Source organism: Altererythrobacter sp. MTPC7 (genome assembly GCF_042851395.1).
Taxonomy (GTDB): domain Bacteria; phylum Pseudomonadota; class Alphaproteobacteria; order Sphingomonadales; family Sphingomonadaceae; genus CAJXSN01.
Map to the genome: position 1 here is coordinate 107,073 of NZ_BTGS01000010.1, position 20,619 is coordinate 127,691.

The 20,619-nt window shown below is 59.2% G+C and carries 20 protein-coding genes and 1 pseudogene; 10 read left to right on the top strand and 11 right to left on the bottom strand.

The genetic code is table 11. From position 1 onward, the window contains the following. Positions 1 to 27: 27 nt before the first annotated feature. The 7 genes from ACGHJ7_RS10410 to ACGHJ7_RS10440 all read right to left on the bottom strand — a co-directional run bounded on the left by ACGHJ7_RS10410 (position 28) and on the right by ACGHJ7_RS10440 (position 6,712). Positions 28 to 1,119, bottom strand: coding sequence for an acyl-CoA dehydrogenase family protein (locus ACGHJ7_RS10410; protein WP_050599567.1), 1,092 nt, complete (start codon positions 1,117 to 1,119; stop codon positions 28 to 30). Then, on the bottom strand, positions 1,119 to 2,369 hold the full coding sequence (locus ACGHJ7_RS10415) for an acyl-CoA dehydrogenase family protein (RefSeq protein ID WP_390477153.1): 1,251 nt from the start codon (positions 2,367 to 2,369) through the stop codon (positions 1,119 to 1,121). The genes ACGHJ7_RS10410 and ACGHJ7_RS10415 overlap by 1 nt, the downstream gene beginning before the upstream one ends. 6 nt (positions 2,370 to 2,375) lie before the next feature. Next, positions 2,376 to 2,852 (bottom strand): Zn-ribbon domain-containing OB-fold protein, encoded by a 477-nt coding sequence (locus ACGHJ7_RS10420; RefSeq protein WP_006834185.1) that lies wholly within the window; start codon positions 2,850 to 2,852, stop codon positions 2,376 to 2,378. Then, positions 2,849 to 4,021: a transporter gene (locus ACGHJ7_RS10425; protein WP_006834186.1), complete on the bottom strand. Its 1,173-nt coding sequence runs from the start codon at positions 4,019 to 4,021 to the stop codon at positions 2,849 to 2,851. Before ACGHJ7_RS10425 ends, ACGHJ7_RS10420 begins: the two co-directional genes overlap by 4 nt. Continuing rightward, positions 4,018 to 4,710, bottom strand: a complete 693-nt coding sequence (locus tag ACGHJ7_RS10430) for a Coq4 family protein (protein ID WP_006834187.1) — start codon at positions 4,708 to 4,710, stop codon at positions 4,018 to 4,020. The genes ACGHJ7_RS10425 and ACGHJ7_RS10430 overlap by 4 nt, the downstream gene beginning before the upstream one ends. 80 nt (positions 4,711 to 4,790) lie before the next feature. Then, positions 4,791 to 5,933 carry a nitronate monooxygenase family protein gene (locus ACGHJ7_RS10435; protein WP_006834188.1) on the bottom strand — a complete coding sequence of 381 codons (1,143 nt, stop codon included), beginning with the start codon at positions 5,931 to 5,933 and terminating at the stop codon, positions 4,791 to 4,793. Between the two features lie 50 nt (positions 5,934 to 5,983). Then, on the bottom strand, positions 5,984 to 6,712 hold the full coding sequence (locus ACGHJ7_RS10440; RefSeq protein WP_006834189.1) for a FadR/GntR family transcriptional regulator: 729 nt from the start codon (positions 6,710 to 6,712) through the stop codon (positions 5,984 to 5,986). A gap of 201 nt (positions 6,713 to 6,913) precedes the next feature. Between ACGHJ7_RS10440 and ACGHJ7_RS10445 the strand changes: the two genes are divergently transcribed. From ACGHJ7_RS10445 to ACGHJ7_RS10470, 6 genes and pseudogenes are all read left to right on the top strand, one after another. Then, positions 6,914 to 8,176 (top strand): cytochrome P450, encoded by a 1,263-nt coding sequence (locus tag ACGHJ7_RS10445; RefSeq protein WP_006834190.1) that lies wholly within the window; start codon positions 6,914 to 6,916, stop codon positions 8,174 to 8,176. A gap of 28 nt (positions 8,177 to 8,204) precedes the next feature. Next, positions 8,205 to 8,531 carry a 2Fe-2S iron-sulfur cluster-binding protein gene (locus ACGHJ7_RS10450; protein WP_006834191.1) on the top strand — a complete coding sequence of 109 codons (327 nt, stop codon included), beginning with the start codon at positions 8,205 to 8,207 and terminating at the stop codon, positions 8,529 to 8,531. Between the two features lie 68 nt (positions 8,532 to 8,599). Then, positions 8,600 to 9,811 (top strand): acyl-CoA dehydrogenase family protein, encoded by a 1,212-nt coding sequence (locus ACGHJ7_RS10455; RefSeq protein ID WP_390477160.1) that lies wholly within the window; start codon positions 8,600 to 8,602, stop codon positions 9,809 to 9,811. An 18-nt stretch (positions 9,812 to 9,829) separates the two neighbouring features. After that, complete coding sequence (locus ACGHJ7_RS10460) at positions 9,830 to 10,900, top strand: acyl-CoA dehydrogenase family protein (protein WP_006834193.1); 1,071 nt, start codon at positions 9,830 to 9,832, stop codon at positions 10,898 to 10,900. Between the two features lie 166 nt (positions 10,901 to 11,066). Next, positions 11,067 to 13,799: a TonB-dependent receptor gene (locus ACGHJ7_RS10465; protein WP_034922553.1), complete on the top strand. Its 2,733-nt coding sequence runs from the start codon at positions 11,067 to 11,069 to the stop codon at positions 13,797 to 13,799. Positions 13,800 to 14,110: 311 nt separating this feature from the next. Then, positions 14,111 to 14,290: pseudogene (locus ACGHJ7_RS10470) on the top strand (IS3 family transposase); the annotation flags it as partial. Positions 14,291 to 14,446: 156 nt separating this feature from the next. Here the strand turns inward: ACGHJ7_RS10470 and ACGHJ7_RS10475 are convergent. Together ACGHJ7_RS10475 and ACGHJ7_RS10480 are read right to left on the bottom strand one after the other, a co-directional pair. Continuing rightward, complete coding sequence (locus ACGHJ7_RS10475; protein ID WP_006834195.1) at positions 14,447 to 14,860, bottom strand: hotdog fold thioesterase; 414 nt, start codon at positions 14,858 to 14,860, stop codon at positions 14,447 to 14,449. Further along, positions 14,857 to 15,744, bottom strand: a complete 888-nt coding sequence (locus tag ACGHJ7_RS10480) for an alpha/beta fold hydrolase (RefSeq protein WP_006834196.1) — start codon at positions 15,742 to 15,744, stop codon at positions 14,857 to 14,859. The genes ACGHJ7_RS10475 and ACGHJ7_RS10480 overlap by 4 nt, the downstream gene beginning before the upstream one ends. Before the next feature lie 263 nt (positions 15,745 to 16,007). On the opposite strand from ACGHJ7_RS10480, the gene ACGHJ7_RS10485 reads away from it, so the two are divergent. From ACGHJ7_RS10485 to ACGHJ7_RS10495, 3 genes are all read left to right on the top strand, one after another. Then, positions 16,008 to 16,193, top strand: a complete 186-nt coding sequence (locus tag ACGHJ7_RS10485; protein WP_228135198.1) for a MarR family transcriptional regulator — start codon at positions 16,008 to 16,010, stop codon at positions 16,191 to 16,193. A gap of 351 nt (positions 16,194 to 16,544) precedes the next feature. Then, positions 16,545 to 17,090, top strand: a complete 546-nt coding sequence (locus ACGHJ7_RS10490; RefSeq protein WP_390477165.1) for a MarR family winged helix-turn-helix transcriptional regulator — start codon at positions 16,545 to 16,547, stop codon at positions 17,088 to 17,090. Beyond that, positions 17,087 to 18,673 carry an AarF/ABC1/UbiB kinase family protein gene (locus tag ACGHJ7_RS10495; RefSeq protein ID WP_006834199.1) on the top strand — a complete coding sequence of 529 codons (1,587 nt, stop codon included), beginning with the start codon at positions 17,087 to 17,089 and terminating at the stop codon, positions 18,671 to 18,673. The genes ACGHJ7_RS10490 and ACGHJ7_RS10495 overlap by 4 nt, the downstream gene beginning before the upstream one ends. Positions 18,674 to 18,811: 138 nt before the next feature. On the opposite strand, the gene ACGHJ7_RS10500 is transcribed toward ACGHJ7_RS10495, so the two are convergent. Then, positions 18,812 to 20,004, bottom strand: a protein-coding gene (locus ACGHJ7_RS10500) for an IS3 family transposase (protein ID WP_369765956.1) whose coding sequence is annotated in 2 segments (ribosomal slippage) — positions 18,812 to 19,755 and positions 19,755 to 20,004 — 1,194 coding nt in all. Because the reading frame shifts where the segments join, the coding sequence is not laid out codon by codon here. Positions 20,005 to 20,089: 85 nt separating this feature from the next. Here ACGHJ7_RS10500 and ACGHJ7_RS10505 point away from each other — a divergent pair. Then, positions 20,090 to 20,320, top strand: coding sequence for a hypothetical protein (locus ACGHJ7_RS10505; RefSeq protein WP_006834202.1), 231 nt, complete (start codon positions 20,090 to 20,092; stop codon positions 20,318 to 20,320). Here the strand turns inward: ACGHJ7_RS10505 and ACGHJ7_RS10510 are convergent. Next, positions 20,291 to 20,619: hypothetical protein (locus ACGHJ7_RS10510; RefSeq protein ID WP_390477169.1), on the bottom strand; the 329-nt coding region annotated here is incomplete at its 5' end. The two genes, ACGHJ7_RS10505 and ACGHJ7_RS10510, sit on opposite strands and share 30 nt — an antisense overlap.

The following is a 20,619-nucleotide window of genomic DNA, read 5'->3' on the forward strand; positions in this document are numbered from 1 at the left end:
TCGGTAGCGTGCGCCTAATTCATCGTCTCATGCGACCTGCGTCCACCCCTGCAAGGCCGCTGCTTCGGCCCGGACCGCTTCGGGACTTCCCAGAACCTGGCGGTCGAAACCGATTCGCTTGAACCAGAAATGCAGACCTAGGAGATCGGTAAAACCCATCCCCCCATGCACCTCGGTTGAGGTTCGGGCGACAAAACGGTGGACTTCGCCCGTATGTGATTTGGCATGGCATGCCACCAGCGAAGCCTCGTCGGGCGTCGCATCGAACGCATGGGCGGCATACCAGACCAGCGAACGGCATGGTTCATGGCGGGCAGCCATTTCCGCGCACATATGCTTGACCGCCTGGAAGCTGCCGATCACTCGTCCGAACTGTTCGCGCTGCCCGGCATAGTCGACCGCTTTTTCGATCATAGCCTGGCCCGCACCGAGGCTATCGGCGGCCAGGAGCACCCGGCCGGCGTCCCGCAGGCGCCTGACTGTGGCCCCACCATCGTCCGCGAGAGCCTCGCCCGCTACGCCAGAAAACCGCAGCTCCCCTACGCTCCGGGTGCGGTCGATCGTTTTGAGAGCAACCTTCTCCAGACCCGCAGCATCGCCAGCTACGAAGTGCATACGACCGGCGGTATCGGCTACCAGAAACGCGTCGGCTTCCAGGAAGTCGAGCGCGAACAAAGCCGTTCCGTCGAGCTTTGCGCCGTCGAAGTCCACGCCTGCCCGGTCCCGGATCTCCACCGTTTCCGCGATCGCGACGGCGATTTGCGCCTCGCCCTTCGCTATCCTCGGCAGCCAGTGCGCCTTCAACTCCTCGCTACCGCCCTGTGCCAGCGCAAGGGGTGCCAGTACATGGGCACCGATAAAAGGCACCGGCGCGACGGCATAGCCGAGCTGCTCGGCCACAGCGGCGGCATCGAGCATTGTCATCCCGAGCCCGTCATGTTGCTCGGGAACCATCATTCCCCAAATGCCGATTTCGCCCAGCGCCGAACGCACGTTGTCGCTGAAGGGAACCGAGCCCTCCGCGCATTCGCGCACATGATCGAGCGGACAAGTATCAGCAAGAGTGCGGCTGATCGCGTCGCAGAGCATCTCTTGGTCTTGCGAAAGTCCGAAATCCATCAGGCGGCTCCCTTATTCTGCCCGCTTGCAACGGCCGTCGCCTGTTCGACGGCGGGAGGCGTTGCGAACTTGGGTTCGCGCGGCATTTCCAGCCCGCGTTCGGCGATGATGTTCTTCTGGATCTGGGCGGTGCCTCCACCGATGATCAGACCAAGCTGGAACATGTAGTTCCACTGCCAGGCACCGTCTTCGCGCTCGCGCTCGCTTCCGTGATAGAGTATGCCCATCTCGCCCATTGCGTCGATCGCGAGCGCGGAAATCTGATGGGCGAGCTCACAGCTCTGCAGCTTCACGACAAGTTTCGCCATGCCGCCGGCATCCCCCCTAAGGCTGTTCGACAGGATGCGCATGCCGTTGAATTTCATCGCCGCGACTTCGGCTTGCAATGCAACCAGCCGGTCACGCAGAACGGCGTTGTCCATTGCGCAACCCTGGCCGATGCGTTCTTTTTGCATCAGCCTGACCAGCGCCTGGAGCCGGTTTTCCAGTGCATCGGGGTCGCCCAGCATGCCACGTTCATGGCCCAGTGTGGCATTGGCCACGTACCACCCCTGCCCGCGCTGCCCGACGATCTGATCCAGGGGAACCCGCACGTCGGTAAAGAACGTTTCATTGAACTCGGCATGACCGGTCATGGTCTTGAGTGGTCGGACCTCGATCCCTGGTGTGTCCATCAAGAAGATCAAGTAGGAGATGCCGCCGTGCTTGGGCGCGTCCGGTTCGGTCCGAACAAGGCAAAAGATCATGTCCGCCTGCTTGGCCGTGCTGGTCCAGATCTTCTGTCCGTTGATGACAAAGTCGCCATTTTCGACGCGGGCGCTGGTCTTGAGCGCGGCGAGGTCCGATCCCGCTCCAGGTTCCGAATATCCCTGACACCAGACTATCTCGCCATTTAGGGTCGGCTCGATCCATTGCCGTTTCTGGGCTTCGGTTCCGAGTTCCAGCAGCGTGGGAACGAGCATGGAAATGCCCTGGTTCGCAAGGCCTGCGGGGATGCCAGCGCGCGAAAATTCCTCGGCAATGATCCGCGATTTCAGGATGTCCGGCTCGGCTCCGTATCCGCCGTATTCCTTGGGAATCGTACGCGCCGTGTAACCATGCAGGATCAACAGCTTTTGCCATTCGACGGCTTCGGGGGAAGGGCGCGCGGCACGGCCTTGGCCATCGGGTGCGCGGTGACCGTGGGTTTGCAGGAACTGGCGCACTTCCTCGCGAAACGCGTCATACTGGGGTCCGTAGTCGAGATCCATCTTGGTCTATCCTTCTGCGCGCGCGATCGCGACGGGTCGGAATACTGGCAGGCGAAAATCTTCGGAGATCGGCTCGAAATCCAGCGTGACCGGCAGATCGAGCTCAAGCTCGTCGAGCGCGCAATCGACCAGCCGGGTTGCCATGCGCACTCCCTCCTCCAGTTCCACCACCGCAGCGATGAAGGGAATCTCGCCGGCGAAGGCGGGATGCAGTGCCTGATGGGTCACCGTCCAGGAAAACAGCGTGCCATTGCCGGTGCTACGCTCCCACGACCATTCAGGAGAACCGCATCGGGCGCACATATAGCGCGGCAAATGCCGAAAACTGCCGCATCCTTCGCACTGCTGGAAGTAAAGGTTGCCGTCCTGACACCGGTTCCAGAATTCCTGCTCCACCGGATCCTGCGGGCGCGGCTTTGGCTTGGCTGGTGCGGCCTGCGCCGAGGGGCGCATCTTGGGCGGCAGATCTTTCTCGTCGCTCACGCAAACCTCCTCAAAATCGCTATACTGCCGTCACCCAGATCGCCCCAGCCGGTCACCAGGCCGGTCTGGGCGCCTTCGACCTGCCGCTCCCCACAATCGTGGCGCAACTGACGCACCGCCTCGACGACATGGTTCAGTCCCCAAACATGGGCCTCGCTCAGCAGGCCGCCATGGGTGTTGACGGGATAGCGCCCGCCCAGCTCGATCTGGCCATTCGCGACGAACTCTGCCTGTCCACCTGGTTCGCAATAGCCCAGGGCCTCCAGCTGAAGGAGAACCACGTAGGTGAAGCAGTCGTAGATCTGCAGAAAATCCATGTCTTCGCGATCGACCCCCGCCATTTCGAACGCGCGCGGCGCGGCGTAGCTCAGGCCGATCTTGAAGGGGTCGGGACGCGAAGGGATATCGTCGGCGGGGTAAGGATGCCCTTCAGCCGCACCGGCGATGCTCACGGGAACATGCGGCATGTCCCTGGCGCGGTCTATTCGCGAAACCACGACTGCGCATGCCCCGTCAGTCTCCAGACAGCAATCGTAGAGGCGAAAGGGTTCGGATATCCAGCGCGCGGAATGGTAGGTTTCGGCATCCAGTTCCCGGCCATAAGTGAAGGCCTGCGGATTCATCTGCGCATGGCGACGGCACGCCAGTGCAACGGCCGCCATCGCTTCCGGGCCGATATCGTAAATTCGGGAGTGCCGGGTGGCGAGCCAGGCATACATCTGCACCGGCAGGAACACGCCATACGGAATGTAATAGCCTTGGATCGTATTCGTCAGGGTGTTCATGTTCATCGGCCGCGTCGGCGGTGCGCCAGGCTTGGGCCGCAAGGCGGAATAACCGTTCCACCCGAGCGTCACCAGCACATGGTCGCATAAGCCGCTGGCAATTGCCATCGCGGCGTTCTGGAGTGCCGTGGTAGGGCTCGCCCCGCCCATGTGGACCGTAGAGGCATAGCGCAGAACTTCGATACCGAGGTTAGCCGCCATCTCTTCCGAGGTGGTGTAGATCGGCGGAGGAACCATGCCGTCGATATCCGACGGCTTCAGCCCTGCATCTGCTATGGCTTTGCGCGATGCTTCCAGCATCATGTCGACCGCGGTTTTCTCGGTGCCTTTCACGAAAGCGGTTTCGCCCACTCCGGTGATGGCCGATTTGTCGCTTAAGCTCATGCCTGCCTGACCGCCTGGTAATCGCGTTCGAGCTGTTCGGAAAGAGCGCGCACCCTCTGATAGGTCTCCGGCGGACGCAGTCGCAACTCGCGGCGGACATCCTCCAACGGACGATCGAGATTTTCTTCCCAGTAGAAGGTGGTCAGATCGGCTGCAGCCCGGCCCCGGCGCCACGCTTCAAATGCAGCGCGCGCCACTGGCAACTGGGCAGCTTCCAGTTTCATCTTGGGAATGCCGACGCCCAAGATGAAAGCGATCCCGTGATTATAGAATTGCGCGTTTCCGAAGGACAGCACGCACAATTCGCCCAGTGCGTCCCTGCCGTATCCGGCGACGTCATGAAACAGGTCATGCGAATCGCGAAGGCGCCGACGATAGAGGGAAACATCGGGGTCGCCGAGGTCCTCCAGACCTCCGGCCTCGCTGGCTTCCGCCAGACCTTCTGCTGTCAGACCCTCCCCGTAAACAAAATCGAGGTAGGCTCGGCCAAGCGTGCCAGACGCACAGGTCGCAAGGCGTTTGCGATCGCACAAGGTTTCAAGTAGGTCGGCCCGGTCGGAAGCGATACGCCGCCCATCGCTCGACTTCATGAAGCGATTGAAATTCCGATAATAGGAATTGCCCGACAATGCCTTGACGATACGGAACACCTGCGCCGTATCCTCCTTGTCGGCAATCAACTGCCTCATTGCCCCAGCGCTCTGAGAGGCTCTACGGGGCGGCGCAATTCATGACCTTTGGCGTAAGCCATCTTCTTGCCTCCTGCGCTTCACTTGTAGATACCAGCGGACGCCAACGCCTTCTCGGCTCCATCGACCAGGTCGCGCATCACTTCGGCGGCAGGCCGGATCGAATCGATCAGGCCGATGCCTTGCCCCGCGAAGCCGGGGATGACATCCTTGCGCTCTGCCTTGATCCCGGAGGCCATGACCGGGCCGGAGATCATCGACTGATAGGGCATCGGCAGAGGCTCCTTTCCGGCCTGCACCCAGGCGTCGGCCCATTTGTTACGGATCATGCGCGCCGGTTTGCCGGTAAGCGATCGACTAACGACCGTATCGGCATCGCCGCTTTCGGTGATCGCCTCTTTCTGGAAGCGCTCGATGCCCGCTTCCTCGGTCGCGAGAAATGCCGTGCCGACCCACGCGCCCTCTGCCCCCAGCATCATCGCAGCGGCAACACCCCGGCCATCCGAGATACCGCCGGCCCCAAGGACAGGAACACGATCGCCAACGGCGTCGACCACCTGGGGAATCAAGGAAATAGTCCCGATCGGCGAGTTGTGACCTCCGCCATCGTGCCCTTGCGCGACGATCATGTCGATGCCCGACCCGACGACCTGTTCGGCGTGCTTGACCTTGCCGATCACCGCCATGACCTTGGTGCCATTGGCATGGAGCCGATCCATCCACGGTTCAGGATTGCCAAGGCCGGCAGCATAAACCGGCACCTTTTCCTCGATCACCACTTCCATCTGCGCCTCAAAGAATTCCTTCGAGAACAACTGCGGGCCGCCCTTGCCCATTTCAGGCGCGCCCGCCGCCCGCATGGCGGCGGCAGCATCGACCTCCGGAAGCTCTTCACGATCCATGAAGTCGCGCGCGAACTGCTGATATTCACCCATCAGATCCATGGGATTTTGGGGTGCAGCACCGCTTTGAGGGGCAGAGCCGCGCCTGACCGACGCGGGGAGCAGCGTATCGACACCGAAAGGTTTGTCGGTCAATTCCCGGGTCTGGCGAATCCAGTCACGCAACTGATCGGGCGAACACGCCGCGGCACCCAGGACCCCGAGCCCGCCGGCATTCGAAACCGCAGCCGCCAGCGCCGGAACGCTCGCTCCGCCCATCCCGGCAAGCAGGATCGGGTACCGGATCCCCAGCATTTCGCATATTCGGCTCTTCAACGCCATTCTTCCTCTCCAGCCACTTGCCTAAACGCACACTCAAACTATTGAAAATTCTACAGCTGCCCCCACCGCACCCGCTGCGAGACCAGCTCGGGGCTGCGCTCCGAAAGATAGACGGCAGAGCCGGCCACCAACCGGCTCATTGCTTGACGGGCCGCGGCGCTGTCGCCAGTCCGCACTGCCTCGAGCACCCGCACCAGAAACTTCATCTGCACCGCCCGTTCCTGTGCCGAATATCCCAGCGAATGGGAAAACTCGCGGGTCAACAGATGCATCGCAGAGGTCAGCAAACCGAACAGCGGATTGCCGCTCGCCCAACCCAACAAGTCGTGAAATCTGCGATTAAGTTCCTCGAATTGATCAGAGGCTTCATGATGCCTCAATTCCGCCAGACACCCTGCCAACGCGCTGAGATCAGCGGTAGTTGCACGCTGGGCTGCATACCCTGCGACATCGGGAGCAATTGCTTCGCGCAATTCAAGCAAACCACGCAAATCGGCTTCCATGAAATGCAGAATCAATGACAAACTGCTTGCAAAATCGCCGGTCTGCGGACGGGCTACGACGGGACCTCCACCACGGCCGAGCTGGAGATGGATGACCCCTTGCAATTCCAGGAACCGCAAAGCCTCCCGCAAAGTTGCGCGCGCAACCTCGTAACGCGCGAGCATTTCATCCTCGCGCGGAAGCCTGTCACCCGGGTTATGGCGACCCGCCTCGATGTCCCGCACGATGCTTTGCGCAAGAGAAAGGGCACGCTTGGCCTTCTTCACCGCTGACATCCGCCACTCATCAGCACACCCGCACCTCTCGAATAAAAAGTATAAGGATATTAGCAAACCTTCGTTGGATCGGCACACTATCCGATGGGATTGGTGTCTGCAAGGGACTAAAAGAGTATACGATTTATTGACTGCACGAGATGTCTCCCTTAAGGATGACTGAAGGCCGATCAGGCCTGAGATGTAGAAGGAATAGTTCTTATGGACAGCCAGATCGCCGAGCCGGATGCCGCGGCGAGGATCGCGTCAATTCCGATCGAGGAAATCGACGTGGCCCGGCCAAGCCTGTTTCAGAACGATACCATCGGTCTATTTTTTGACAGGTTGCGCGCCGAAGAACCTGTCCACTACTGCCGCGAGAGCTATGTCGGCCCTTACTGGTCCATTACCAAGTTCGACGACATCATGGCGGTGGACACCAATCATAAGGTCTTCTCTTCGGAAGCGAAGCTAGGCGGAATTGCAATCCAGGACATGCATTCGGTGGAAGGCGCGCTCGAACTTGAAATGTTCATAGCGATGGACCCGCCCAAGCACGATCAGCAGCGCAAGGCGGTGACTCCGGCAGTGGCTCCGTCCAACCTGCAACTGCTCGAGCCGATCATCCGCAAGCGCGCGGGAGAGATTCTCGATGAACTCCCGATTGGCGAAGATTTCGACTGGGTGGATAAGGTTGCGATCGAGTTGACGACGATGACGCTGGCAACCTTGTTTGATTTCCCTTGGGAGGAGCGGCGCAAGCTGACGCGCTGGTCCGATGTAGCAACTGCGGCACCTGAAACCGGGATCGTCGAATCCTACGAGGCGCGGCGCGAAGAACTCATCGGTTGCGCGATGTATTTCAAGACTCTGTGGGACGAACGGATAAACGAGGAGCCGAAGAACGACCTCATCTCGATGATGGCTCATTCTCCCGCCACGCGCGACATGCCGTTCCTCGAGTTTCTCGGCAATCTTATGCTGCTGATCGTCGGTGGAAACGACACAACACGCAATTCCATCAGCGGCGGCGTGCTCGCCTTGAACCAAAGCCCGGACGAGTACGCGAAACTCGACGCGGATCCTTCGCTCATTAGCAAAATGGTTCCGGAAATCATCCGTTGGCAGACCCCCCTCACTCATATGCGCCGCACCGCGCTGGAAGATTGGGAGATCGGCGGCAAACAGATCAAGAAGGGCGACAAGGTGGTGATGTGGTACCTGTCAGGCAACCGCGACGAGAGTGCTATCGAGCGCGCGGACCAGTTCATCATCGACCGCAAAAATCCGCGCCATCACCTCTCATTCGGCTATGGCATTCACCGCTGCATGGGAAACCGGCTCGCGGAACTGCAGCTGCGGATCATCTGGGAAGAAATTCACAAGCGCTTTTCCCGGGTCGAGGTTACAGGTGAACCAGAGCGTCTTTTTTCAAACCTCGTCCGCGGAATCACCAGGCTGCCGGTGCGGCTCCGCGCCCGCTGACTCTCGAGATCGAAATGCGGAGTTCAAGATGATCAAAATTACGTTCGTGGCTAGCGATGGTGAGCGACGGGAGGTCGAAATAGAAGAAGGCGAGACAGCCAGGGAAGCGGCGCTATACAATGACGTGCCGGGTATCGATGGCGATTGCGGAGGGGTATGTGCTTGCGCGACCTGTCATGTGCATGTCGATCCCGAATGGATCGACAAGGTGGGTCGGCTTATGCATGATGGAATGGAGGCCGACCTCTTGCAGTTCGCCGAAGGCACCACTGAATACAGTCGCCTTGCCTGTCAGATTCCGATGAAGCCGATGCTGGATGGATTGGTTCTTCACCTACCCGAACAACAATACTGACGGAGGGATCCTCGTCCCCGTAGCCTACATTCTTATCTGTCTTTCCTTGATTCTTCGAGAAAACACCCATGGCCACACAAATCGAGCCCGCAACCCAGACCGACGAAGACGCCTTCCGCGCGGAAGTGCAGCAGTTTCTGGCGGACAATTTTCCCGCCGAACTCAAGGGCCAGTCGAACGCGCTGGCCGGCGTGGACGGCCCCACCAATGAAACGCCGGCGCAGACCAAGTGGCGCGAAGCCGTGGGCGCGCGCGGCTGGGGCACCCCCACCTGGCCGAAGGAATACGGCGGCGGCGGCCTCACCAAGGCGCAGGCCAAGATCATCGACCAGGAATTCGCCAAGGCGGGTGCCTACAACCCGATCGGCGGCATGGGCGTCATGATGTTCGGCCCGACGCTGCTCGAATACGGCAACGAGGCACAGAAGCAGGAGCATATTCCGCCGATCTGCCGCGGCGAAATCCGCTGGTGCCAGGGCTATTCGGAACCCAATGCCGGCTCTGACCTCGCGAACCTCCAGACCTTTGCCGAGGACAAGGGCGACCACTACCTTGTCAACGGCCAGAAGACCTGGACCAGCGGCGGCCAATGGGCCGACAAGTGCTTTGCAATTGTACGAACCGACAAGAGCGACAAGCACAAGGGCATCAGCTTCATGCTGATCGACATGGACACGCCCGGCGTCGAAGTCCGCCCGATCACCATGATCAGCGGGACCAGCCCGTTCTGCGAAACCTTTTTCACCGACGTGAAGGTCCCGAAGGAAAACCTCGTCGGCGAGGAAGGCCAGGGCTGGACCATCGGCAAGCGCCTTCTGCAGCACGAGCGCACCAACATCTCGGGCGGCGGCAGCCTCGCCCGACTCATGGGCCAGAGCCTTGGCGATATCGCCAAGAAGTACCAGCCGACGGGCGCCGACGGCGAATTCGCCGATGCGGTGCTGCGCGACAAGATCGCTGATTTCGAAATCCGCTGGAACAGCTTCCTGCTCACCGCGCGCCGCGCGATGGAAGAGAGCAAGGCAGCTGGCGGCGTCTCCGAAATCAGCTCTGTGCTCAAGAAGCTCGGCACCAAGCTGAGCCAGGAACGCAGCGAATTGCTGATCGAAATCCGCGGGTTGCAGGGCCTCGGCTGGGAAGGCGACGGCTTTTCGGACGGCGAGCTCGGGGCCGTGCGCGCGTGGCTCTTCGGCAAGGCGACCACCATCTATGGCGGCTCGACCGAAATCCAGAACAACATCATCGCCAAGCGCGTGCTCGGCATGCTCGACCACCAGTAAGAGAGGGGAGCAAGGACAATGGCCGTTCTCAACGAAGAACAGGAAATGCTGCGAGATATGGCGCGCGAATGGACCGTCAACGAAAGCCCGGTCACCGAATTCCGCAAGGTCCGCGCCAGCGGCGAGCCCGAAGCCTTCAACCGCGACGCCTATGCGACGATGGCGCAGATGGGCTGGGCCGGGGTCATCATCCCCGAAGAGCATGGCGGGTCGGACTTCGGCTTCCTGTCCGCGGGCCTCGTCGTCGAGGAACTCGGCAAGACGCTCACCGCCAGCCCGCTGGTGATGAACACCGTCGCCGCCTCGGCGATCGTTCTTGGCGGCAGCGACGAGCAGAAGGCCAGGTGGCTGCCCAGGCTGGCGAGCGGCGAGGCCATCGCCACCCTCGCCGTCGACGAAGGGCCGAGCCACGATCCTGCGAAGATCGAGACCAGTGTGTCCGACGGCAAGCTGAGCGGCACCAAGGCCTTCGTCCATGAAGCGCATGGTGCGGACCTGTTCGTCGTCGCGGCGAAGGACGGGCTTTACCTGGTCGAGAAAGGCGACGGCGTCGCGCTCACCACCCGCAAGCTGACCGACCAGCGCAGCCATGCCGACGTCACCTTCGACGGCGCGGCGGCGGAGAAGCTCGCCAATGGCGGCGACAACCTGCTCGATGACGTGCTCGACCGCGCGCGCGTGCTCACCGCAGCCGAAATGCTCGGCATGGCGCAGCAAGTGTTCGACGACACGCTCGACTATCTGAAGCAGCGCGTGCAGTTCAACCAGGTGCTGGCGAGCTTCCAGGCGCTGCAACACCGCATGGCGGACCTCTTCGCCGATCTCGCCCAGATGCGCAGCGCGGTCGAGGCGGGCCTGCAAGCCGTCGATGCCGGCTTCGGCGTGGCGCGCGCGGCGACCATCGCCAAGGCGGAAGCCAACCGCGTTATGCACACCATGGCAAACGAGGGCATCCAGCTGCACGGCGGGATCGGCATGACCGATGAGTACGACGTCGGCTTCTATCTCAAGCGCGCCCGCGTGCTGGAGCAGAGCTTCGGTTCGTCGAGCTGGTTAAAGGACCGATTTTCCAAGCTTTCTGGCTACTAGAAACCTGCATGTAGTGACCTGCATGGCATTTTTGCCACATGCTTGTCGACAATGTGAAATAATCCGTCAATTCATCTACCAAGTCTTGAAATGAAACGCGCTTATCGGCATCGTTTCTAACATCGACTAGTGCCTAGGATGGGGCACATTCTTAGAGGAGAGGCACATGAAAAGATTTCCATCACGCCACCATTGCGCCCTTGGTGCATTGGCAGCGGCACTTGCCTTCACACCGACAGCCGCCTTCGCCCAGGATGTTGGCGAACCCGATGCGGATCTGGTTGAAGGGGCCGATGTCGAAGACCAAAACGTAATCATTGTTACCGCGCAAGGGCGATCGCAGGTCTTGGCGGATGTTCCAGTCGCCGTGTCAGCTGTTTCCGGAGAAACCCTCCAGAATTCGGGCGCCAGCGACATACGTGAGCTGAACCAGGTTGCACCGTCCCTGCTGGTGTCTTCCACCGGCAACGAAGCTAACGGTTCCGCGCGTATTCGCGGTATCGGCACGGTCGGCGACAACCCTGGTCTGGAAAGTTCGGTCGCGGTTTTTGTCGATGGAGTCTATCGCTCTCGTTCGGGAAGCGCCCTGAGTGAGCTCGGCCCTATCGACAGGGTCGAAATCCTTCGCGGTCCCCAAGGTACTCTGGGCGGGCGGAACTCATCGGCAGGCCTGATCAATATCTACACCGCACCGCCCGAGTTCGATTTCAGCGCATACGGGGCCTTCACTTATGGCAACTATGATGCGATCCGCGTCGAAGGTGGCATAAACGCTCCGCTTGGCGACACCGTAGCTGCGCGTGTGGACGGCGTGTATTTTGAGCGCGACGGCTTCTACAACGATATTACCAACGGCGGGACGATCAACAATCGCGATCGTTATCTGGTCCGCGGTCAGCTCCTGTTCGAACCCAATGACGACCTGTCCATTCGCCTTGTCGGGGATTATTCCAAAAAGGACGAAGCGTGCTGTGCCGCGACGTTCGTCCAGCCCGAGTTTGCTCCGCTTGCACGGATCAGCGCTGGATTTGATCCCTTTACGAGGCCATCGGATGGGGCCGCCCTGACGAGTACCGCAAATCCGATCGTTCCCGTGTTGCTTGCGCTTGGGCAGGATCCGCGTGCCCTCACCCAGGATACATTCAACCGCGACCTGTACCCTACGCCGGGCAGAAGCTATGAAGGCGAAACCGAAGACTACGGTATTTCGGCTGAGATCAATTGGGATTTCGGGAACGTCACGTTGACGTCTATCACGGGCTACCGTGAATATGCCAACAGCCAGGGATCTGACACCGATTACACTACTGTCGATATTCTCTACCGCGCTCCGACCGAGAATGCTCTTGCTCGAGACTTTGAAACATTCACTCAGGAACTGCGCCTTACCGGTGAGGCCTTCGATGGCAAACTCGATTGGTTGATCGGCGCGTATTACGCCAATGAAGAACTGCAGGTGCGTGACAATCTGCGGTTCGGCACCCAGTACGGCAATTTCGTAGCGTGCCGCATCGCTATCGCGATCAACCCGGCTTTGGTCAATCCGGGGGCTTCCAATTGCCTGGGTGCCAACGTGGCGGCATTGGACGGTACGCTGACCGGAAGCCCGGCATTCGGCGCTGCAACCCCGGCGATCCTCGCAGGTATCAACAACCTTGCAAGCATCAGCGATTTGGGAACGGTCAGCGAGGTCTACAATCAGACGAGTGAGAACTTCGCGTTCTTCACGCATAATATCTTTGCGATCACGGATACGCTCGATTTGACGCTGGGGCTTCGTTATACAAACGAAACCAAGGACTTCGACGCAACTTTCCGCAACGACAACACGGTTTGTCCGACAAACCGCAATCTGCTCGGAGGCTTTCTGGGTGTTCCGACTTTGGCACCTCTGGCCGGTGGTATCATCAGCCTTTCCTGCCAAGGCAATTCGACATCGGAGCTCGATGGAGTTTCTCTCGAAGACTCGCGCGAAGAAGAGGAGTTTACCGGCACGGCTATCCTGAGCTGGAAGCCAACTCCCGATCTGCTAGTCTACGGTTCGTATTCACGCGGCTACAAGGCGGGCGGTTTCAACCTCGACAGGTCTGCACTGTCAAATCCGCTTGCGTTCGATCCGGCCAATATCTCGGCAGCCGCGCTGCAGTTCGATGAAGAAACAGTCGATGCATATGAGATCGGCCTCAAATACTCGACACGCGAGTTCGGGGTTAGCATTGCAGGCTTCCGGCAAGAGTTCAGTAACTTCCAGTTGAACACGTTCAATGGGGCGTTCTACATTGTGCAGACGGTCAATAGTTGCGATAGCGATCTCGGCGGGGCCGACAGAGACGCAAGCGCGACAACCGGTGCATGCTCTTCCGATGAAGTTGCACCAGGTGTGATCGCTCAAGGTGTCGAGATCGAAACCTATCTACGGCCCGCTCGTGATTTGGATATTACCCTTGGCGTCACCTATTCTGATACGAGCTTTGAAGACAATCTTATCGGGGACGATACCGGGGCACCGCTCGACCCCGCACTACGCTTGCTGCCAGGCGACAACCTGTCGAATGCACCAGAGATCGTGGCAACATCGTCGCTTACGTGGACGCCGCCAATCGGCGACAGTGGGCTCGAAGGCCTGGTCTTCGTGAACGCTCGTATGGCTGGTGATTACAACACCGGCTCCGACCTGCTCTTCGGCAAGGAACAGGACAGCTTCGTCGTAGTGAACGGGCGTGTGGGTCTGACCAATATTGCGGATCGCTTCGCGATCGAGGGATGGGTCAATAATTTGTTTGACGTTGGGTATACGCAGGTGGCCTTCAACACGCCTTTCGTGGCTCCGCAACAAACGTTCTCCGCTTTTCTTGCGGAACCGCGGACTTACGGCATCACCGTGCGCGGCAAGTTTTAAACTTACTCGCTAATTGCAAGAGGGTTCGGCGCTTCGCTGTGTCGAGCCCTCTTTTTCGAACTTTTATTTGCTCACGACTAGGTGGCGTCCGAACAAAAGTTCCGTGTGCTCAATATCGTCGATGATGTGATAGGGAGAGGCCGGCAGCGGTGTTCGCTGCATGAATCCCTCTTCGCTGGGCTACCAGCCGCCGGCCCCACAAACAATCTTGCCTCGTCCTGCCATGCTGCCTTACGCTGCGCTCCAGGCCGCCCAGCAGGGCGACCCCAACCGCCGGAACTCTAACTTAACCGGTGGACCACCCTGATGGGGCAGGTCAGGTGGAAGACTACAACCGAGAGAGACCGCCCTCATCCCTTGGCTACGCGACACCGGCGGCGTTCGCCGCCGAACTAGATAAGCAATGGCCTGCTTCGCCACGCCCTACGGGCTCCGCTGCGCAGCCCATTGCTTCAACCGCGCTCATACGCATCAACGCAGCTCGGCTCTAATCCCGGCTGGGGGGAAGATCAGGGGGTCACGTCACTCATTGGAAGGCGGCTATCGCGACGCAATTCGCTCTGAAAGTCGTGGGACTATTTTGCAGGTCTTCGAGGAACAGACCTGCTAATTTTCGCCCTGCAGTTAGTTCCATTAGGATAACGCTGTTAGCATACGTAGGCACCGCGGCCGCTAGCCAAAAGGTTGCCAGTAGGACCGTATACACGTGTTTCAGCGACCGAGATATTTTTACCGATCTTGATTATTTTGCCCGATGCTACGAGTGGTCCCGAGGTTGCCGGGCGGTGGTAGTCGACCCTCAGATCGGCGGTCGCCTTGGCCCCTGTACCTTGCGACAATAAGGTGTAGAGCCCGGTTAAATCGATCAGAGAGGCGAGCACGCCGCCATGCGCTGAACCGATTGCCGGGTTTGACACGATCTCGTCGCGCCAAGGCATCTCCAGTTCAAGCTGCTCGTTCGAGCATGACCGTAAAGTGAGGCCAAGCCACCGGTGAAACGGGGCAATCTGCAGGATCTCTTCGAGGCGCTTAGGATCGATCCTTGTCAGATTATCGGTCATGTAACGGCTCCCTGCGGACTGTGATTACGCTTGAGAAAATCGAGTATCGCTGCCGAAAAGGCATCGTTGGCATCGCCAACCACCATATGTGTTGCCTCTGCGATGTCGGTGTATTCAGCGTGTGGAACAAGTTCGAGCAATTGCGCGACCGCGTCTTCGGAAACCAGATCGCTCGATCCGCCGCGAATAATATGCAATGGCAGCGAAAGCCTGCTGGCTGCATCGTTCAGCGCATCAAACTGGCGTTCCTGATGAGCCGGATCGCTTCGCTTGGCTAGTGTGATGTTGCGGATAAAGGCCGGATCCCAATGCCAGTAGTAGCGGCCGTCTTCCTTCTCTCGCAGATAGCGCCGTAAGCCCTTGCCGGCTCCGCGCTTGCGGCGATGTGGCATGTAGCGCGCGATGACCTCTGCCGCTTCGTCCGGTGAAGAGAAACCGGTCTCCACGTGCTCCTCCATAAAGCCGACTACGCGCATAACGCCCCCCGTCTCCATACGCGGCGCGATGTCGACGAGAGTGAGCGACGCGAAGCGGCCCGGCGCAAGGTGTCCTTCGGCGATCAGTCCGGCCAACCCGCCAAGGGAGGCCCCGACGAGCGCTGGCTTGCGGTCCATTTTTGAAGCGATCGCAACGAGATCTGAAGCGAAGTCGCGCGTTTCGTAAGCGCCCTCGGCAGACCATTCGCTGTCGCCATGACCGCGCATATCAATTGCGATCGGACGAAATCCCGCATTGGCGAGATCGGCTGTGACACGTTTCCATGCGTGACGGGTCTGGCCGCCCCCATGCGCGAGCAAGACCGGTAAAGCATCGGCATTTCCGGTCGCTTCGGCTGCTATGGAGATGCCACCATTTCCCCCGATATGGAAAGTTTGCGACTGCATACCGCAACCTCATATTGTAAATCGATTTACAGTAAACGGCTTTATTTCCTGATCCGCTATGGTAGGTTGCCCTAGATGGCTGCCATGACGGGCTATGACGCGGATACAAAGGGGGGCAAGTTCCCTCACCGATACCGATCGGCTGTTCTTTCTTATGGAGGAAGTGACCCGGCGTTTGCGCAGGACCGCCGATTCTTCGGTTGAACAATTCGGGCTCACGCGGACGCAATGGAGTATATTGGCTTATCTTTCGGAGCCCAGGCATGACCCAGACAGAGCTGGCTCGGGAACTGAAGCTAGAGCGCGCTAGCATCGGCCAGACTATTGATCGCCTGGAAGAACTTGAGCTGGTGGAAAGACGCAGGCGCGAAGAACGACAGGCGCGTTTGGCGGGTTCATTTACGCCCTGCCGCAATCGAGCTACTTCCCAAGATGCGAGTAGAAGCTGATGCAATGTATGCTCGCTTGCTCGGGGGGATCCGTTTTGGGGAACTGGAGCGCTTACGCGGATCGCTGGCTAGGATGCATGACAATCTGGGCAGCGAGCCATAATCACTCGAAATCGAGCCCATGCCCCGCGTTCACGCCCGCGTTTGCCCTTCAGGGGGTCTGATGCTCAGATGAGGGACGCCGAGCGCATGCGATCATAACATCCCGGCAGTCGTGGCAGGCGAGGTGGCCGGAGCCCCCGCACTCACCCAGCGCCGTTCGGTTCCTTATCAGCTTGAGCGACCATCGGATTCAGTTTCTGCTGTAGCGTGAAATCAGCGAGTGTTTGCATGGCGGCACTGCTAGCGAATATGGTTGACGCTGAGCTTGAACACGCCAGGCATGCGCGAGCCTTCCAAGATAGCGCTATGGATAAGCATATGCCGAAAGATGAGATACGTGATTACGCCCCCAACGAAAAGGATGACATCCTTTATTTGCTAGAAGAGGTGAACAGGACCGCTCGGCGGACCTTCGACGCTCTGATCGTGGGGCTCGACCTCAATCAAACACAATGGCGGATCATCGCGTCCTTGTTGCGAGAACCTACGCTAACACAGACCGAGATTTCTCGCCTGCTCGAGCTTGAATCGGCGACGATAGGACAGGCTGTCGCAGTTTTGGTTGAAAAAGGTTTGATCGAGCGAGAGCGGGCGGCGCACGATCGAAGGGTTTGGAACCTCCACCTCACCGAGCAAGTAAGAACCATCTGGCCGGAACTGCGCGAAGCGGCTGATCGACTCCACGAAATTCTCTGGAAGGGAATGTCTGCGCCTCAAATCGACCTCCTGCGTACGATGCTTCGAAAAGTTGCGGAGAATCAGAAGCAGGCTGACACTTGCGAAGAAAGCCGATGAAGCATGATTTGGAAAACAGTGTCGGTGAACTGACGCGGCTAGCAGAACTCGGTCAGATTTTCGCCCGGCACGGTCTGAAAAATCTCGGAAGCTTGCTTGGCTTTATGCCGGTTTCGGAGAATGAGCCAGATACCGAGGACTTGCGTCCTGCATCGGTGGTGGCGCTGTTGCGCGATGTCGGCCCTGTCGGAATAAAGCTTGGCCAGCTCCTGGCGACCAGAAGCGATCTGTTTACACAACCCTGGATTTCCGCGTTCGGCACTCTCCACGACCAGGTGGAACCGCTGCCGTTCGATAAGATCGAACCGGTGATTGTATCGGCTTGGGGCAGCGACTGGGAACGTGAATTCGCCGCTTTCGAGAGAAACCCGATCGCCTCAGCCTCTATCGCGCAGACTTATGTCGCAACCCTGCTGGACGGAAGCGAGACTATCGTGAAAATCCGCCGACCCGGCATGGCGTCCAGGATCGAGGCGGACATGAGGCTGTTGACACGGCTCGCGGGCCTCGCCGAGCGTCGGTCAAGCGACATTGCTCGCTATCGACCCGTGGAATTCCTTCAGACATTCGCCAAGAATTTAGCGCGGGAGATGGACCTGGCGGCAGAAGCACGTGCCTGTGAAAGGATTGGCGGTTATCTGGAGATGCTTGGGGTGAAGACGCCCGCGATCCACTGGGAACTCACAGGCTTGACGATCAATGTGCAGGAAGCCCTGGGCGGAAAGCCCGCGTCGCGGCACCCGGCAACTGATCCGGCAGGGAATGCCCAGTTCGCGAAGCGCTATGCCGATGCAGTGCTACGGATGATCCTTCTCAATGGAGAGTTTCATGGCGACCCGCATCCCGGCAACGTCTTCTGGATGGAAGGGAACCAGGTAGGCTTCATCGATTTCGGCTCGGTCGGCTTTCTCAGCGGCGCGCGGCGTCAGGAAATCGTCCGACTGATTTTCGCTATCGCGAACGGACAGATAGACAAGGTGGCCGATCTGCTGCTCGACTGGGCAGGCAATCCACTCGTGGATCGCGCGCAATTGGTGATGGACCTGGATGAGCTGATCGCGGAATTTAGCGGCACAGCTCTTGCCGGGATAGAATTCGCGGCAATTTTCGATCGGGTTTTCGGATTGTTGCGCGATTATCGCCTCGTATTGCCGCCCGACCTCGCTATTTTGCTGCGCACCCTGCTGACCGCAGAGGGCTTCGTTCGCTCTTTGGCGCCGGACTACAATATCGCCGAAGAAACGAAGCCGATCGTGATGCAATTGTTTGCCGAGCGATTTTCGATCGGAGCCGCGCGGGATCATTTGGCCAAGGTCCGCAGTGGCCTGCTTGATTTCTCGGCATCGCTGCCCGAGCTAATCGATAACGTTGCCTCGGTCGCTCGATCAGGTACGATTCAGGTATCCATCGACCCAGCCAGTCTGAACCATCTGACGCGGGAAGAGGACCGCAGCACCCCCGTCAAGGGTCCGGTGGTGGCAGCGTTGATCATCTCTGCCGCATTGCTGGCCGACCAATCGTTGTTACTGGCAGGAATTGTTCTGGCTTTCGCGGGAATAGCACTCATTCCTAGATGGAACTGATAAGACCACACACAATGAACGCTTAGACCACGGCCGCCCGGCACCGATATTGGCTACATCAAGGGAGAAGAGTGGAAATGACCGAACAGAAACCTGCCGAAGCGGTGCCTGCCGCCACCATGCTGCTGACCTGCCCCATCAGGGTGGTCCACCGGTTAAGTTAGAGTTCCGGCGGTTGGGGTCGCCCTGCTGGGCGGCCTGGAGCGCAGCGTAAGGCAGCATGGCAGGACGAGGCAAGATCGTTTGTGGGGCCGGCGGCTGGTAGCCCAGCGAAGAGTGTGGCCGGACGGTGTTGTAGTGGATACGCCAGCGCTCGATCAGGATGATTGCCTCCTTCAGAGTGTAGAAGATCTCCCCGTTGAGAAGCTCATCCCTGAGCTTGCCGTTGAAGGATTCGTTGTAGCCATTCTCCCATGGTGATCCGGGTTCGATGTAGAGAGTCTTCACACCAATCCGCCAGAGCCAGTCGCGCACGGCATGAGAAGTGAACTCAGCGCCATTATCGCTACGGATGTGATCAGGCGGACCATGGCGTTGGAACAGCTCGGTCAGCACGGCCAGGACATCATCGCTCTTGAGCTTGCGCTGGACATGGATCGCCAGGCACTGGCGGCTGTACTCGTCGATCACGGTAAGCATGCGGAAGGCCTTGCCGTCATGGGTGCGATCCATGACGAAGTCGTAGCTCCACACATGGCCACTATATTGCGGACGCAGCCTCACGCATGATCCATCGTTGAACCACAGACGCCCGCGCTTTGGCTGTCTCTGCGGAACCTTGAGCCCTTCACGGCGCCAGATCCGCTCGACCCGCTTGGCGTTCACCAACCAACTTTCATTGCGCAGCAGCGCCGTGATCCGGCGATAGCCGTAGCGACCATATTGTTGGGCCAGCCGGATGATTGCAGCTGTCAGCGGCTTCTCGTCGGCTGGTGGTGCGGGCAGCTTGCGCTGGGTCGAGCGGTGCTGGGCAACGACCCGGCAGGCACGGCGCTGGCAGATATCCAATGCCTCCTGCACATGGTCGATGGCCAGCCGACGCCGTGAAGGGCTCAGTACTTTCCCTCGACAACCTCCTTCAGGATCAGCGCATCGAGCGTAAGATCAGACACCGCCTTCCTGAGCCGCTGGTTCTCCTTCTTGAGATCCTTCAATCGCCGAGCCTGGCTGACCTTCAGCCCACCGTACTCGCGTCGCCAGCGATAGTAACTCTGCTCCGAAATCCCCAGCGATCGGCTGATCTCCCCGATCTTCTCTCCGTGCGAGAGCCGAACTTCGGCCTCACGCAGTATCCCGATAATCTGTTCCGGCGTGTATCTCTTCCGTGCCATTCATCAGCCCCTTTCAAGCCGTAAATAGCCGAAATCCTAACTCTCAAAACGGACCACTTTTCGGGGGGAAGGTCACCTCTGGCCGATGGGAAGGACGCTGACAGGCTGGAAACCGCAGTTGGGCGGTTGGGGCTTGATCGACCTTAGAAACGCGCAATCGGTCGATCCGTTTTCCCTGGCCTCAGATGAACTCATTGAGGTTACCGACTGGGAACTACTTGATTTTGCAGTTCAAGTTGTCAAGCAATGGCTCCAAAGGAAGGGTTTCGAGATCATGTCCACTCACTCAAATCCCAACGTCGATCCGAACATCTGATTTGTCGGAGACAATGGACCCGAGTGGGTAATCGTACGAGCAGCGCGATATCCAGAAAAGGTGGCTCAGATCCCGAGCAACGTAGAGGCCATCGCTAAGCAATGCGAAGCTCTCAGTCACTTGGGGAATTTCGCATCTTTTGGCTTTGCGTTGGCGGAAAACGTTGAAAGGCCCATCTGGCGGGGACACGCTGCCGATGTCCAATTCGAAGGCATTAAGCCGATCTGATCCGGAAGCTCTCATTGCTCCACGCAGGTGTGCGATCTCTTGAAGAATCATGCGGCCATATTCGTGCTCGG